The sequence below is a fragment of the Paenibacillus polymyxa genome, from assembly GCF_015710975.1.
Taxonomy (GTDB): Bacteria; Bacillota; Bacilli; order Paenibacillales; family Paenibacillaceae; genus Paenibacillus; species Paenibacillus polymyxa.
Genome location: NZ_CP049783.1, coordinates 4,153,581 through 4,169,119, shown reverse-complemented (window position 1 = coordinate 4,169,119; position 15,539 = coordinate 4,153,581). Strand labels below are relative to the sequence as shown.

At 47.6% G+C, this 15,539-nt stretch carries 20 protein-coding genes; all 20 read right to left on the bottom strand.

Annotated elements, in window-relative coordinates:
• Window positions 1–2: 2 nt before the first annotated feature.
• The 20 genes from G7035_RS18505 to efp all read right to left on the bottom strand — a co-directional run bounded on the left by G7035_RS18505 (window position 3) and on the right by efp (window position 15,512).
• Window positions 3–926, bottom strand: coding sequence for a polyprenyl synthetase family protein (locus tag G7035_RS18505; protein WP_019687903.1), 924 nt, complete (start codon window positions 924–926; stop codon window positions 3–5).
• A complete protein-coding gene (xseB, locus tag G7035_RS18500) occupies window positions 898–1,158 on the bottom strand; it encodes an exodeoxyribonuclease VII small subunit (RefSeq protein ID WP_013371773.1) in 261 nt (86 codons plus the stop codon). The genes G7035_RS18505 and xseB overlap by 29 nt, the downstream gene beginning before the upstream one ends.
• Window positions 1,148–2,461, bottom strand: a complete 1,314-nt coding sequence (gene xseA, locus G7035_RS18495) for an exodeoxyribonuclease VII large subunit (RefSeq protein WP_049789351.1) — start codon at window positions 2,459–2,461, stop codon at window positions 1,148–1,150. The genes xseB and xseA overlap by 11 nt, the downstream gene beginning before the upstream one ends.
• Window positions 2,462–2,527: 66 nt before the next feature.
• A complete protein-coding gene (folD, locus tag G7035_RS18490) occupies window positions 2,528–3,385 on the bottom strand; it encodes a bifunctional methylenetetrahydrofolate dehydrogenase/methenyltetrahydrofolate cyclohydrolase FolD (protein WP_016822287.1) in 858 nt (285 codons plus the stop codon).
• A 37-nt stretch (window positions 3,386–3,422) separates the two neighbouring features.
• The gene (nusB, locus tag G7035_RS18485; RefSeq protein ID WP_019687905.1) at window positions 3,423–3,872 is read right to left on the bottom strand and encodes a transcription antitermination factor NusB; all 450 of its coding nucleotides are present in this window, start codon (window positions 3,870–3,872) and stop codon (window positions 3,423–3,425) included.
• A gap of 136 nt (window positions 3,873–4,008) precedes the next feature.
• Window positions 4,009–4,242, bottom strand: a complete 234-nt coding sequence (locus G7035_RS18480) for a DUF2273 domain-containing protein (RefSeq protein WP_016822290.1) — start codon at window positions 4,240–4,242, stop codon at window positions 4,009–4,011.
• Window positions 4,243–4,257: 15 nt separating this feature from the next.
• Window positions 4,258–4,797 (bottom strand): alkaline shock response membrane anchor protein AmaP, encoded by a 540-nt coding sequence (gene amaP, locus G7035_RS18475; protein WP_013371778.1) that lies wholly within the window; start codon window positions 4,795–4,797, stop codon window positions 4,258–4,260.
• 73 nt (window positions 4,798–4,870) lie between these two features.
• The gene (locus G7035_RS18470) at window positions 4,871–5,284 is read right to left on the bottom strand and encodes an Asp23/Gls24 family envelope stress response protein (RefSeq protein WP_013310820.1); all 414 of its coding nucleotides are present in this window, start codon (window positions 5,282–5,284) and stop codon (window positions 4,871–4,873) included.
• Between the two features lie 125 nt (window positions 5,285–5,409).
• On the bottom strand, window positions 5,410–6,753 hold the full coding sequence (gene accC / locus G7035_RS18465) for an acetyl-CoA carboxylase biotin carboxylase subunit (RefSeq protein WP_019687906.1): 1,344 nt from the start codon (window positions 6,751–6,753) through the stop codon (window positions 5,410–5,412).
• A 60-nt stretch (window positions 6,754–6,813) separates the two neighbouring features.
• Window positions 6,814–7,305, bottom strand: coding sequence for an acetyl-CoA carboxylase biotin carboxyl carrier protein (accB, locus tag G7035_RS18460; RefSeq protein WP_016822291.1), 492 nt, complete (start codon window positions 7,303–7,305; stop codon window positions 6,814–6,816).
• Between the two features lie 138 nt (window positions 7,306–7,443).
• Window positions 7,444–8,265: a SpoIIIAH-like family protein gene (locus tag G7035_RS18455; RefSeq protein ID WP_017427501.1), complete on the bottom strand. Its 822-nt coding sequence runs from the start codon at window positions 8,263–8,265 to the stop codon at window positions 7,444–7,446.
• A gap of 62 nt (window positions 8,266–8,327) precedes the next feature.
• Window positions 8,328–8,969, bottom strand: a complete 642-nt coding sequence (spoIIIAG, locus tag G7035_RS18450) for a stage III sporulation protein AG (protein WP_017427500.1) — start codon at window positions 8,967–8,969, stop codon at window positions 8,328–8,330.
• Between the two features lie 16 nt (window positions 8,970–8,985).
• Entirely contained in the window at window positions 8,986–9,753 is a 768-nt protein-coding gene (locus tag G7035_RS18445) for a stage III sporulation protein AF (protein ID WP_019687907.1), read from the bottom strand.
• Window positions 9,754–9,791: 38 nt separating this feature from the next.
• The gene (gene spoIIIAE, locus G7035_RS18440; RefSeq protein WP_196478869.1) at window positions 9,792–10,964 is read right to left on the bottom strand and encodes a stage III sporulation protein AE; all 1,173 of its coding nucleotides are present in this window, start codon (window positions 10,962–10,964) and stop codon (window positions 9,792–9,794) included.
• A 29-nt stretch (window positions 10,965–10,993) separates the two neighbouring features.
• Window positions 10,994–11,383, bottom strand: a complete 390-nt coding sequence (gene spoIIIAD / locus G7035_RS18435) for a stage III sporulation protein AD (protein ID WP_013371785.1) — start codon at window positions 11,381–11,383, stop codon at window positions 10,994–10,996.
• An 8-nt stretch (window positions 11,384–11,391) separates the two neighbouring features.
• Window positions 11,392–11,595: a stage III sporulation protein AC gene (spoIIIAC, locus tag G7035_RS18430; RefSeq protein ID WP_010345636.1), complete on the bottom strand. Its 204-nt coding sequence runs from the start codon at window positions 11,593–11,595 to the stop codon at window positions 11,392–11,394.
• A 12-nt stretch (window positions 11,596–11,607) separates the two neighbouring features.
• Window positions 11,608–12,126: a stage III sporulation protein SpoIIIAB gene (spoIIIAB, locus tag G7035_RS18425; protein ID WP_013371786.1), complete on the bottom strand. Its 519-nt coding sequence runs from the start codon at window positions 12,124–12,126 to the stop codon at window positions 11,608–11,610.
• Window positions 12,119–13,114, bottom strand: coding sequence for a stage III sporulation protein AA (gene spoIIIAA / locus G7035_RS18420; protein WP_019687908.1), 996 nt, complete (start codon window positions 13,112–13,114; stop codon window positions 12,119–12,121). Before spoIIIAA ends, spoIIIAB begins: the two co-directional genes overlap by 8 nt.
• Before the next feature lie 390 nt (window positions 13,115–13,504).
• The gene (locus G7035_RS18415) at window positions 13,505–14,758 is read right to left on the bottom strand and encodes an aspartate kinase (RefSeq protein WP_013371788.1); all 1,254 of its coding nucleotides are present in this window, start codon (window positions 14,756–14,758) and stop codon (window positions 13,505–13,507) included.
• A 196-nt stretch (window positions 14,759–14,954) separates the two neighbouring features.
• Complete coding sequence (efp, locus tag G7035_RS18410) at window positions 14,955–15,512, bottom strand: elongation factor P (protein ID WP_013371789.1); 558 nt, start codon at window positions 15,510–15,512, stop codon at window positions 14,955–14,957.
• Between the last annotated feature and the right edge of the window lie 27 nt (window positions 15,513–15,539).

Below are 15,539 nucleotides of genomic sequence, written 5' to 3'. Positions count from 1 at the left end.
TACTAATGATCACGCTTCATCAGGTAATCCGCTATCTCCAGCAAGCGTGAATAATCGGGAATACCACCTTCTGCAATCACTTTTTTGGCAGATGCTGTGAGTTCCTCCACTTGTCGTAGAGATGCGTCCATACCAATGAAATACGGATAGGTAACCTTCTCCTGTTCAACATCACTCTGCGTTTTTTTCCCCATTTTGCTTTCATCGCCTATGAGATCCAATATATCGTCCTGAATTTGAAAGGCCAAGCCCAGATCTCGTCCAAAGCGGCGAAGCGCCTCTAGTTGACTCTTGTCTGCCCCACCAATCCGTCCACCTGCCAAGAGTGAGAAAATGATCAAATCAGCCGTTTTATGAAGGTGGATATATTCTAGTTCCTCGATCCCCGTCATTCCCTGCTCGCCCGACATATCTGCGACCTGTCCACCTACCATGCCTCTGGCACCGCTCATTTCGGATAAATCCTCAACTATGGACAATAGCGCATCGGAAGAAACCCCGTGACGACGACCCGCCTGCACGATGCTATAAAATGCATGGGTCAGCAAAGCATCGCCCGCAAGAACAGCAACCGCCTCGCCGTATACCTTATGATTCGTCAGCTTTCCTCGCCGATAATCATCATCATCCATCGCCGGCAAGTCGTCGTGAATGAGGGAATACGTATGTACCATTTCTACCGCACATGCTACTGGCAACGCCGCTTCCCTGCTTCCACCAAATGCTTCCGCAGCGGCGATCACAAGCAGAGGCCGCAGCCGTTTACCGCCTGCGGTCAGTGAATAGTTCATAGATTCTCGAAGAACATCTGGAATGTCCCAATGCGCCGGAAACTGCTCGGTCAATGCAGACGAAACTGCATCCGCCGTCACTGTCAAATATTCCTTGAACGACAGTCTATTCAAGCCCTTCACCGCCGTTTTCATCCAATCCGCCGCCGAAAGGCTTCTTGCGCAAATCTCCATCCTCTTCCACGATCATTTCAATTTTACGTTCGACCTGTTCCAGCTTCTGACTGCAAAGCTGAGACAGCTTCATCCCCCGCTGGAACAAATCAATGGCTTGCTCCAGAGGAACGTCTCCATGCTCCAGTTGTCCGACAATTTCTTCAAGAGCGGCCATGGCCGCTTCAAAATTCAATTCCGCTTCATTCGCCACCGTGCTTCGCGTCCTCCTTCATTCCCCATACTTGACAGTCTAACTGTCCGTCACTCACTTTTATCTTGATAGAATCTCCCGGTTGTACATCTTTGAGCGACTTGATTAGCCGTTTCTCCTGCTCATCGTATACCAAGCTGTAGCCTCGGGCCATGACTTTGAGCGGACTCAGCGCGTCCAGCTGACGAATTCCGGTATGCAGCTGCTGCCGCCCCGTTTTTGTGATCGCACGCATCGCAGACTCCAGCTGACGTTGTGCCATATCCGTCTGCTTGCGCGCCGAACGAATTTGTTCACGCGGATTAAACCGCTCTAGTACCTGACGCATACGCGCGTTTTTCTCTGCGTTTAAGCGTGCACGGTTAGCCGCTGCGCGGATCAGACGCTGATGCAGCATGTCCATCCGCTCTGCATGCTGGAGCATGTAGCGGCGCGGATGCAGCAACACTGGCGAACGCCGAAGCCTCATCAAGCGTTCACGACTGGCTTCCAACCGCTGCCTAAGGGCATTACGCAACCGCTGCTCCCGCTGAAGCAGCTGATCCCGAAGCTCTCCCTGATGAGGCACAGCCAGCTCAGCTGCTGCGGTCGGCGTCGCTGCGCGTAAGTCAGCCACAAAATCGGCAATGGTAAAATCCGTTTCGTGTCCAACGGCCGAAATCACAGGAATGACCGATGCGTAAATGGCACGCGCAACCGCTTCCTCATTAAAGGCCCACAGTTCTTCTAAGGAACCACCACCCCGTCCGACGATCATCACCTGAACCTCCTGCATACGATTCATGGCTTCAATTGCCTTAACGATCGAGGGGGCAGCACCTTTTCCTTGCACAAGAACTGGATACAACACGATTCCAGCCTGCGGGTATCGCCGTTGAAGTGTAGTGATAATATCACGCACAGCCGCTCCGGTCGGTGACGTAATTACGCCAATGGTTGCAGGGTGAGCAGGGAGATTCCGTTTGCGAGTGGTATCAAACAGCCCTTCTGCATCAAGCTTTTGTTTGAGTTGTTCATATGCCAGATAAAGGCTGCCTATACCGTCAGGCTGCATTTGAGTCGCATAAAATTGATACTGACCATCCCGTTCATACACGGATACGTTTCCCCGGGCGATAACACGCGTACCTTCTTTCGGTACGAAAGGGAGCCGTCTATTATGAGTTGCAAACATAATCGAACGTATGCGGCTCCCTTCATCCTTGAGCGTAAAATACATGTGACCACTCGAATGATGCGTAAAGTTAGAAATTTCCCCGCGTATCCATACATCAGTCAGCACCTGATCGGATTCCAGTTTCATCCGGATATAGCGATTCAGGTCCTGTATAGAATAAATACGTTGTTGTTCAGCCACAGGCAGCTGCCTTTATGCCAAACCGTGCGACCGCTTGGCCGCTACGAGCGTATTTTGCATCAGCATTGTAATTGTCATTGGGCCTACTCCGCCGGGAACAGGCGTAATCGGACCGGACACTTGCTTTACGCTCTCAAAATCAACGTCACCCGCCAGCTTTCCGTTCTCCAGACGATTCATTCCCACATCGATAACTACTGCACCCGGCTTTACATACGAAGCATCGATGAAATTGGCTTTGCCGATGGCAACGACCAAAATATCCGCTTGTTTACTGAGCTCGGCAATATTCGCTGTACGAGAGTGACACATCGTAACCGTAGCATTTTCACGCTGCAGCAATAATGATACCGGCTTGCCCACGATATTACTGCGACCAATAACAACTGCATGTTTACCAGCTATTTCTACTCCAGCGCGTTTGATTAACTCAATGACTCCAGCGGGAGTGCAAGGCAATAGGCTATCATCGCCGATGACCAGATTCCCTACGTTTACCGGATGAAATCCGTCAACATCTTTCTCCACTGCAATCGCGTCAATGACAGCTTTTTCCTGAATATGCTTTGGCAATGGCAGTTGCACCAAAATCCCATGGATATTACTTTGATGATTCAGCTTATCCACCAGTTTCAGTAATGCTTCTTGCGAAGTATCTGCCGCCAATCGATGAACCTCAGAGTAATAGCCGAGATCATGACACGCCTTTTCCTTATTTTTAACATACACCTGAGAAGCAGGATCTTCGCCTACCAGTACAACAGCCAGTCCGGGTTGAAAGCTGTGTTCTTTCAAACGAATGACCTCTTGCTGAATGCTTGCCCGAATATCCTGAGAGATTTGTTTACCATCAATGATCGGTGCTGACATGTTTAACCACTCCCCAACCTGATTCAGTAGTCTCTAATTAAAAACGTGCTTTCAATTGCTCCAGCTCTTGTATCACTCGTCCCAGCACACCATTAACAAATTTACCCGATTCCTCGGTACCAAAGTGCTTCGACAACTCAATGGCTTCATTGACTGCTACCTTGGCTGGAACATCCTCGCGGAAAATCATTTCATATACCGCAAGCCTCAAAATTTGACGATCTACACGCGAAAGTCGGCTGATCTGCCAGCCTTTCAGGTAATCCGCCAACAGCCCGTCAATCGCTTCCTTGTGCTCCCATGTGCCACGCACATGCTCCAAAACATACGCTCTTAACACTGCCGCATTTTTAATTACGACTTCGGCTTCGTTTTCCTCAGCCGCTTCCTGAAGCAGCATGTCCACAGCTGCCGCCGCTTCCACTTCATTCATTTCCATATGGTACATACTCTGTACCGCTAATTCCCTCGCCAGACGTCTTTTCATGCCCTGCCTCCTACGCTTGCCTATATCTATTTTTCATTCTAACCAATTTCCACAAAAAAACCTGTGAACGCATCCTCCAAAACCGTTGGGCGCAAATAAGCTACAGCTGTATTTTGGAGAACACGTATCACAGGGTTCATTTAAAAGGACGCCAACGCTGCGACAACCATTCGCTCCATTCTTTCCAAGGGAAGAATGGACCAAGCGCTGAATCGCTACGTCTTCCTAGCGTATATCCGATGAACACCATCAATGCAAAGAACAACATATTCCAAAAGCCTGCCCACAAGTAAATAAAACCGAAAAAAATACCAGCCGTGATCCCCATGATCCGGCCCTTGTAACTTCCCCATATTTCTTTCCAGGGCATCAGGGAAAATCACCTCTATTCCACACGACTCTTAAAGCTTGGTGACTGAGAAACATTAGCGATGTACACCGACACATTGGATACTGGAATTCCTGTAATCTCTTCCACATGGTCGTGTACCCCCTTTTGTACCTCGGAGGTTAACACCGGAATGGAGCTTTCCCCGTCAACAATCGCCCGAATCGTAATATCAAGTCCCGATTCCAACACACGAACGCGTGCTTTCAGATCCTGCATCCCGCGAAATCGGGAAGCCGCTTTGAGGCACAGGTTTTCGATGGTATCCACCGAAATCTGAATATCACCGTATTCGGTTCGCTGATCAATAGAATGCTGTACGGTTTGGTTCCGTCGAATAGAGATATAAAAAACCCGAAGACTCAATAACAACAGAACTCCTGCAATAATCAAGCTGGTAAACCACACCACTCGCTCATCCTCAATACTTAAAACATACGGAATGGCCCCGCTCAGGAGGAGGATGGCGAGAATGGAGATAATTCCGATACTTAAGCTGTACAAAAACAGCAGAAGTCTGTCCATAACTTTAGCCACGAAACGCACAGCCTCCTTAAATTAGAGTAAACCCTCGACCCATAAGGGTCGGGGGTTTGTACAAAGTATCGCTCTATTTAACCCGTCCGGCGCCCAGCACTTCCGGCTCTTCTACTTTTTCAGCATTTTTGAATTGAACATCATGAATTTGCACGTTCACTTCTACCACGTTAAGACCTGTCATGTTTTCAATGGAACGCTTAACATTATGCTGAATAGCAGCAGCCACCTCAGGCAGACGGTTACCATACTCAATAATGACGGAGACGTCTACAGCAGCTTCACGCTGTCCGACTTCCACTTTTACACCTTTAGATAAATTTTTGCGGCCTAGCAGTTCGGCAAATCCGCCAGCAAATCCGCCACTCATTCCCGCTACACCTGGTACTTCAACGGTAGCCAGTCCGGCAATGACTTCAATAACTTCCGGGGCAATTTGAATTTCCCCAATTTCTGTACGTTCGAATTCGGTTGGCACTGTGCTCATACCTTCAACACCTTTCGGTCAAAATAAGTTTCATTCCAGCTTTGGATATCAAAGCAGACATGCTCACTTATTATCCATACTATATCATTTGGCGTTCATTATGACAAACTGAGGAAATATACCGATTAAACTTCGTTTTCCTCCAAAAATTTAATATCAAAATCGCCTTCAATAAAGGTTGGATGCTCTAGCAAGCGCTGGTGAAAAGAAATCGTTGTGGGTATGCCCTCAATAGCAAACTCAGCTAAAGCCCGCTTCATTTTGGCAATCGCCTCCTGCCGTGTAGGCGCCCATACAATCAGCTTGGCAATCATAGAGTCATAATAAGGAGGAATGCTATAACCTGGATAAGCAGCGCTGTCTACCCGCACTCCAGGACCGCCCGGAGGCAGATAAAATCCGATTTTACCCGGTGCAGGCATAAAATTACGATCCGGGTCCTCAGCGTTAATACGGCATTCGATTGCCCACCCATTAATCGTGACTTCTTCCTGTGTAAAGGAAAGCGGATGCCCTTCAGCAACCGAAATCATTTCTTTAATCAGGTCTACACCGGTAATCATTTCTGTTACTGGGTGCTCCACCTGAATACGTGTGTTCATTTCCATGAAATAGAATTTATTGTCCGGACCAAGCAAAAATTCAAGCGTACCTGCGCCAGAGTATTGAACGGCCAAAGCTGCACGAACAGCTGCCTGTCCCATTTCTTCACGAACATCCTGCGAAAGTACTGGACATGGTGCCTCCTCCAACAACTTCTGACGACGACGCTGAACAGAGCAGTCCCGTTCACCCAAGTAGGCAACATTACCATGCTTGTCCGCTATGATCTGTATTTCCACGTGTTTCATACCTGTCAAATATTTTTCCAGATACACGCCCGCATTACCAAAGGCCTTCTGCGCTTCCTGCTGAGCAGTCGTGATTTGCTGGATAAGATTATCCTCATCTTCAGCAATACGAATACCTTTACCACCACCACCTGCTGTGGCCTTGATAATGACCGGATATCCGATATCACGTGCGATACTGATTGCATCCTGTACATCCTCAACCAGTCCGTCTGAACCTGGAATAACCGGAACCCCAGCATCCTTCATGGTCTGCTTGGCGACAGCCTTATCTCCCATTTTGTTAATTGCTCCAGGAGAAGGTCCAATAAACGTAATATTGCATGATTCGCAAATTTCAGCGAAGTCTGCATTTTCCGCCAAAAATCCGTAACCTGGATGAATGGCATCACATTCAGTCAATGTAGCAACACTCATCAGGTTCGTAAAATTAAGATAGCTGTCCTTAGACAACGTCGGTCCGATACAGTAAGCCTCATCTGCGAGACGCACATGTAACGAATCCTTGTCAGCTTCCGAATAGACGGCAACTGTCGAAATATTCATTTCGCGGCAAGCGCGAATGATACGAACTGCAATTTCTCCACGGTTCGCGATTAATACTTTTTGAAATGTCATGACTTTATCCTCCCTGGGAGCAGTCTTGCCGAACCCTCAAAAAGGGGTCAAACAAGCTTTTTACTCCGGTTTCACAAGGAACAATGGCTGGCCATACTCAACCAACTGTCCGTTTTCGGCCAAAATTTCCACAATTTCGCCCTTCACTTCAGCTTCCAACTCGTTCATCAACTTCATCGCTTCAATGATACATACCGTTGTTTTATCGCCTACTTTACTGCCGATACTCACATACGGAGCCGTATCCGGGGATGAAGAACTATAGAAAGTGCCTACCATCGGAGATACGATTTTATGTAGATTGCTTGCATATTCCTTTGGTTCCCCAGCAGTTGCATGTCCAACATCGGACTGTACTTGTGGATTCGGAATTGCAGCTTGTGGCGCCACTGTATAAGCAGGTGCTGTTACAGGAGCCTGTACCGTAACGATCTCGCTTTTACCCGGTTTACGGATCATGAGGCGAGTTCCTTCATTTTCAATTTCAAGCTCATGCACAGACGTTTCATCCACCAGCTTGATCAATTCCTTAATCTCGCTTAATTTAAACATCTCTATTAATCACTCCTTCAGCATTTTGCCGGTTGCTGATAACATTTTTGAAACAGCTTTATGTATTATATCACAATCATTAAAAATAGAAAGAGCCCGGGATTGTGCAGAAATCCGGGCTTTTTCGCGTTTTTTGTCTTATTGTGTAACATACTGGACACTGATCTTGTCCTGCGTTACGTTTAATTCCTTCATGACTTTATCGACAATCGTTACCGCTTGCTTAGCATCCAATTTTTCACTCAGAACCACTACTTTGTATTTATCAGCATCTTCCTCGCGAACGACTGCATTGGCGAATTGCTGCTGCAGTTCTTCTTCGATGCCGGTAATTTTGGCCTGTTTATCTTCAAGTACATGCAATTCCTTTTGTGCCTCTGCGGCTTTCTGCGGTGTACTATCATTCATTGCCGTAGTCAGCTCGTCATTTTTCTTTTGATTTTCCACATCCCGCTCCAGTAAATAGTTGTCAATCACAGCTGCCGCTGTTGGTTGGGCTGCTTGTTCGTTTGCTACTTGATCAAGTACCTGCTTGTCGGTTTTGGCGCTAGAAGCTGCTTTGTCATCACTTTTAGCTGTCGTGTCTGTCTTAGCTGTAGTTGTGTTTTGATCGGATGCAGTCGATTCAGTAGCAGGGGCGGCGGCTGTGTCTTTATCACCTTTGGATGGTTCTGTTGCTGGATCAGTTGTAGAAGCTGTGTCCTTTGTGGAAGTCTCTGCCGTTCCGTCAGTTACTTCTCCATTGGTTACTACTTCATTTACTTTCAGTTCGTTCATTTGTTCTTCTGCCTTTGTCGTTGCTTCCTGTGCAGCATCCTGTTTAACCTTGCTCACCTGCTCGCTGTCCGCTACTGGCGGATTCGCCGGACTTGAGTCCTCCGTAAACAAATAATATGCAGACAGTACCACCATTAAACTCAGCATGGACACCAGCCAAACGGTTTGTCTTTTATTATTCATGTTCTGTCCTCCATATTCATAAGTGGTTTGCAATATTAACTTCTTTGTTCCCCAATTCCATATTATCCCTGCTTACGCGGAACGACTGATATTTTGTATGAAGGTACGTTTAGTCCCTTCTGCACAGCATCCACAATGAGCTGCTTCACCGTAGGGTTTTCTGCCCCCATAGCCACAACAAGCACTCCCCTTACCTGTGGTTTTACTTTTTTGGTAACAATCGGGGTGTGCTGACCGCCCGATGATTCATAGGTGACAATCTCACCATCGCGTGTATATTGAGTAGTGTGCCTTTGTCCACCATTGGCGTCCGACTCGTTATTTTCTTCCTGCATGTCCTTCACATTCCGTTGAACGATCACTTCTTCGGTAGAATCTACCGTAACCATGACATCGACGGTTCCTACGCCAACAATCTGCTCCAGCATCTGTTTCATATTATCCTCAAAAGCCTTCTCGATTCCGGCAAAGGAACTGTCCTCACCTACCGTTGTTTCTAACGCAGGCTCATTTTTCATTACGCCAGGCGGTTCTCTCCCTACGTTTTCCGGGTCGACTTTTTTCACATTAACGAATGAATTAAAGAGCATAATCGCTACACCGATAAGGCCAAGAATAAGTAGCCAACGAAATGAATTGAACCTTTTCGCTCCGTCCCCCCCTCCACCCATCCATTGCTCCAGCTTTTCCCTCCATTTGCCCATTTCGGTTCACCTCCTGTTACCATTCATGTGTTCCATCCTGCGAATTAATCACCTGAACATGTGTGCTGTCGATCCCCCATTTTTCACGTAGAATTCCTGTGATTAAACCAAAAGCTTTCTGATCCGCAGATTTGCCATTCTCTGTGGTTTCGTCAGGACTACGATCATCTTCTCGCGTTCCTTCATTATGATTAGAGGGTTTTGACTGTGTCGGCTCCACACGAATATTCACTGTCTTTTCAGCTACAGGCTCCACCACAACCGGCTTGATATCTGTACCCGGCGGGACCTTTGTGTTTTTTTCTTTTTTTGCCTTCTGCTCCGCCAATTTGACCACTACTGACTGAACACCCGTTCCTGCCTCTAGCCCCGACTCTTTCTGCTGAATCTGCGCAAGGGTCACCTGGACCGACTGAATTGCTAACCCAGTGTACTGCTCCAATTGCCCTTTCATTTCCTTAGCTACCTCTTTGCCTGCCCATTGCATGGAGCTTTGTTCCTGCTGTTGCTTTAGCTGTTTGCCTTTGGCTAAGATCTCTTCCAATGTCGGTTCCCTATTACCTGTCTCTGCCTGGCGTTGCAGATCCAATGCTCGCCCCAGAACCTCTGAGGGACTACTGCTCAGCAAGCGCACAATCGGAGACAGCAATGTCAGCAAAACAAGCAGGCTGAGTACGAGTTTGACATACCTTTCCATAAATCGGCTCGGTAAGATCATATCGACAAAAGAAGCCAGCAGCACGATTAGCACTAGTTCCTTGAGCCAGCCTCCCAGCCAGTTCACGTCACTCGCCTCCCTCTCGTTGGATTATGTGCATGTATTCACCTCATCATGACTGTCATGTTGCCTGCTGCGAGCATGACGGTAATCGCAAGGAAGGACATTAATCCCACTGCCGCCAGCGCCGCAAAAACATAAATCATACTCTTGCCGATGGCATCCAAACATTCCACAATAGGCGTATCTCCCAAAGGCTGCATGATTGCTGCGGTCACTTTATAAATGAGGGCTAGTGTCAGAATTTTGAGAGCAGGAAAAGCACACAGGAACAAAATAATGATGACTCCCACAAGGCCGATGGCATTTTTAACGAGCAGTGATGCCGAAATGACCGTATCCGTCGCATCTGCCAGCGCCTTGCCTACCACCGGAACAAAGCTACCTGTAATATATTTAGCTGTACGGATTGTTAATCCGTCAGTAACCGAAGAGGTTAATCCCTGTACCGAAATGACTCCTAGAAAAATAGTCAGAAGCACTCCCAGCACGGCAACACCCGCGTTCCGCAGTAGATCAGCTAACTGGGTCAGCTTGTATTTGCCCGTGAGCGAGTTGACCAAGTACAGCACAGCCGAGAAGAACAGCAGCGGGAAAACAAGCGTATGAATAACTGTTCCGACCGTGTTGATCATAAATACAATCAGCGGGTGGGTCACCGAAACGGTGACAACGTTACCCATCGAGGCCAACATGGTAAACAGCAAGGGCAACATCGCCATCATGAAATGAATCATGCTGTCAATTGCTTCTTTGGCATAACCAATCGCTACACTAAAGCTATTAATCGCCAAAATGATAATGACCATGTACACGATAGCGTAGGCAACTTTGCTGACCTGCTTGCTTTCAAAAGCGCTTTGCAGCGTTTCCAGCACCATACTCATAATGCTGAGCATGACGATGGTGACGAGCAGCTTGGCATTCACCCGGATTTCATGGATGAAAAAATCAGCTATGGCCATCAACACACCTTTTATGCTGAATCCTTCACCACCCGGAAGCAGCATGTCCATGAAAGAAGGCGTTTTCTGGTCAGGGAAAAATCCGCCGTATTGCTTCATGAGTCCGTCCCAATAATGTTCAACATCATCTTTGGGCATTTGCTCCGCCTGTTGTCTGATCCATTCGTTTGTAGGTGTATCTGCGAAGAGGACCGCAGCCGAGGCGCACCAGAGACATAGCAGCAAAATCACAATAACTTTGAGATTCGGCATGCCCCCAGCCTTTTCATGGCATCACCCCCTCAGGCGGGCATCAGCTTCAGAATGGTATCAATAATAATGCTGATAATCGGGATTGCGAGTACCATGATGAGTACCTTTCCAGTAAGCTCTATTTTGGAAGCTATACCGTCTTGCCCCGCATCCCGTACGATCTGTGCTCCGAATTCGGCAATATAAGCGATACCGATTATTTTTAATACGGTTTTAAAATAAATCATGTCCATACCTGAGGACCTGGCCAGTCGCTCCAGCACGGCAACCACAGATCCGATCTTGCCAATCAGCAGCAAAAAAATGACGATTCCCGCAGCTGTTGCAATCAAAAAGGCAAACATCGGCTTCTGTTCCTTGATAACTAAGATGAGGACTGTGGCAACGAGGGCGAAGCCCACCACTTGAATGATTTCCATGTGTTCACCTACTGAAAAAGAAAAATAGATTTGATCTCTTGCAGAAGGTTATCCAACATTCGCACCACCATGAACAGCACGACAACGAAACCGATGACCGTCACCCAGTGGGCCATGTCTTCCTTGCCCATTTGCTTTAGTACGGTATGAATCATAGCGATAATAATGCCAATTCCGGCAATCTGGAAAATTGCGTTCACTTCTAAATTCATTCGAGCACCCCGCTAATAGATCAAAATGACGATCAATGCTCCGATCAGCAGTCCCAGGCTTCTGCTCATACGCTCGTATCTCACCTGATCTGCCTGCGCCTGCGCTTCTTCATGGGATAACTGCTGGATGGTCAGCGCAATGTGCTTGATCTGGTCTTCACGGTCGCTGGTTCCAAGGCTGTAAGCAAGCTGACGCATCGCTTCCTTCTCGGCCTGCTTCATAGAGGAACGGCTCCACGAGACTTCAATCGCTTTATGCAAGCTTTCTCTGGCGGTCAGGCCAAAAGAGGGGTGCATCCAGCGTGAGGCTTGCTGAAACAGAGAGCGCAGCGGCTCTCGCAAGGGCTCTCCAGTCTTGGCGAAAGCATCTGGTAACGGAGACACCCCGTAAGAAACCTCGGTGGTCAGTCTTTGCAGTGCGAGAATTAACTCTCTGATTTGCCGCGGCCTCATGGCAAATTGTCTTGCCCGCTGCCAGCCTGCCAGTGTGGTGGCTAGTATAACCAAGACAGCTCCCAGCAGCTTAAGCATAGGAGATGCCCCCGTTCTGCCCTTCTCCAGGCAGTGTCAGCCTGCGCTGCTTGGCATCTGCCAGCCGAAAAGAGACGCCCCGGCTCGTCCGCTCCAGCATGACATAGAGCTGGAACAGCTCCTGTCCTGTAGCTAATCCGGCAAAGGCAGATCGGCTCGCCATTTCAGCCACATCACGACCATGTGCGGAAGCAATGACTGCGATGCCTGCATGAAGCGCTTCACGTACCGCTTCCGCATCTTCTGGCCGCCCGATTTCATCCACAATCAGGACATCCGGTGACATCGAGCGAATCATCATCATCATACCCTCCGCTTTCGGACATCCGTCCAATACATCGGTGCGAGGTCCGACATCAAAGCCGGGGATGCCCTTATGGCTACCGGCGATCTCAGAACGTTCATCTATAATGCCCACCTTAAGTCCATTTCGTCGCCCTCCGTTGCTTTGCATCCCTCCGTAACTCAGTTGTCGAGCCAAGTCCCTAAGCAACGTCGTCTTGCCATGCTGAGGCGGTGACAAGATGAGCGTATGCCGTATCATTCCGGATTTTCGATCCGCTACATAAGGCAATATCCGATCAGCTATGCCAGGAATGGCCCGGGCAATTCGTACGTTAAAGCTGCTTATATCCCTCAAATGCTCTACTCGCCCTCGGTTAAGCACAGTTCTCCCTGCCAAGCCAACACGATGACCGCCAGGGATGGTAATAAACCCTTTGCGAAGCTCCTCTTCCATGGTGTACAGGGAATGATTACTGATAAAATCCAGCAATCGGTGGGCATCCTCGCGGTTAGGCTTATAGGCTTCAACAGGATTCAAAGTCAGCCGACCAGCAGTCGTTACAAAATGATGATCACCATTCGCATTAACTTCCAGCGGCCTTCCTTCCCGGACCCGAATTTCTTCCAGTTGCTTAAATACCGTTTCTGGAAGCCTTCCGAGTATACCGTGCAACGGTTCCGGAAATAACTCCAGCCATTCCATACCAGTGCCGCCTCCTCACAGTTGTCCTTTTTCTTTAAGACAAGTCTATGGCTGACTCTCGCTTTTTATGCCGAAAATATATTGAAAATCCAGTCGAACCTTTGATCACTCCTATCCATGCTCAGCGGACCTTTCCCCGCTCATTCAAGCACCTTTCCCTGCTTTGTATAATAAAAAAAGACTCCCTCGATGCCTTGGTGGCTAAGGGATACCCTTAAATAAAAAAGCTAGATTTACAGCAAAAAGAGGCTGTTCCACAGTCTATCTCTCACTGATGGAACAACCTCTTAACCTACTGCTGTATTCTATGATTTATCAATCTATAAATAGGGAACGTATAATTTATCGACCTTTCCCCGTCATAGCATTTCTCTATATCAATTGATGTTATTAACGACGGTCTTTAGGGCCGCCTACAAACGCTTGCTCCTCGGTATCCAGATTATAAGCTGTATGCAACGCTTGGATAACCTCATGAAGCTTTCCAGCTTCAATTACACACGATACCTTGATTTCGGATGTGCTTACCATTTTAATGCTAACGCCTTGCTCGGCCAGCACGGCAAACATTTGTGCTGCAACACCCGGGTGGCTAACCATACCTGCACCTACTATGGAGACCTTCACCAAATTTTCCTCAGACGTTACTTCACGGTATGGAAGCTCCCCGCGAATACCTTCCAGCGTCTTAAGTGCAGCTTCACGATCCGTTAGAGCTACCGTAAAGGAGAAATCTGCTTTTCCAGCTTCAACCCCGCTCTGTACAATAATGTCTACATCAATTTTGGCTGCTGCCAGTGTTCCGAAAACTTTTGCCAGTACACCAGGGATATCTGCAACGCCCAAAATACTGATTCTTGCTACATTTTTATCATATGCAATTCCACTGACTACAACGCCTTGCTCCATTACTGCATCCTCCTTTACGACTGTTCCTTCATTATGGTTAAAACTGGACCGCACAATCAACGGTACCCGGTTATGTTTGGCATACTCTACCGCACGGGGATGTAAAACAGCCGCACCTAAATTGGCTAATTCCAGCATCTCATCATAAGAAATTTCTTTTAGCTTACGTGCCACTTTCACAATCCGTGGATCTGTTGAATATATGCCGTCCACATCCGTGTAAATTTCACAGGCATCCGCTTGAATTGCCGCCGCCAGCGCAACGGCCGTCGTATCAGACCCACCACGTCCCAGCGTCGTAATATCTCCATCTGCAGACATCCCCTGGAAACCTGCTACAACAACAATCTTGTTGCTACTCAGTGCATCCAGCACACGCTGAGGTTGAATATCCGTAATCCGAGCCCGACCAAAGTCAGATTCAGTACGGAAGCCTGCCTGCCATCCCGTAAACGATACCGCTTCATGACCCAGCTGCTGAATAGCCATCGACAACAATGCGATTGAAATTTGCTCGCCTGTCGTCATCAACATATCCAACTCACGTGCAGGCAACTGCTCATTTAATAATTTGGCCTGGTCAATCAATTCGTCTGTTGTGTCTCCCATTGCGGAAACGACCACTACACATTGATGCCCTTCACTCTGTTTCTCAACGACGCGTTTTGCCACGCGTTTCATGCGCTCCGTATCACCGACGGAACTGCCTCCGAATTTCATGACATACAAAGACAACGATATTCACTCCCTCAGACTCAACAGTATGTAACCTTGAGATGGCACCAAACGATTTGAACGTGACATCCTGCGGCATAACTTTAGTACAGTATAATACGAAAGTGCTGTGTGGAGCCAATGTTTTTTAATATTCGTACATATAAAAATATCCCCTGCCCTTAATAAGGACAGAGGATACCGGAAAATGTAAATTCTATGCGCGAGACATGTATTTGCCGTCACGAGTATCAATTAACAATACGTCATCTTGGTTAATAAACAGAGGAACTTGAACATTCAAGCCTGTTTCCAGTTTGGCATTTTTGGTTGCACCTGTAGCTGTATTCCCTTTAATACCTGGTTCTGTTTCAATTACTTTGAGTTCCACGCTGGTAGGCAGGTTGATACCCAGGATTTCTCCGTTGTAGCTTATGATATTTACATTCATGTTTTCTTTCAGGAAGTTAAGCTCCCATTTCAGCTGATCGCTGGACAATGTAAATTGATCATATGTTTCGTTGTCCATGAATGTATGATCGTCTGCACTAGCATACAGATAAGATACACCACGATTTTCGATTTGCGCCCGGCCGATTGTTTCACCCGCACGGAATGTACGTTCAACCGTATTACCATTACGCAGGTTTTTCAACTTGGAGCGTACGAATGCTGCGCCTTTACCTGGTTTTACGTGTTGAAAATCCAGAACTGTAAAAATATCTCCGTCTACCTCGACGGTCAAACCTGTTTTAAAATCATTAACGTTAATCACTAAATACCCCTCCTACAGGACTGTTAT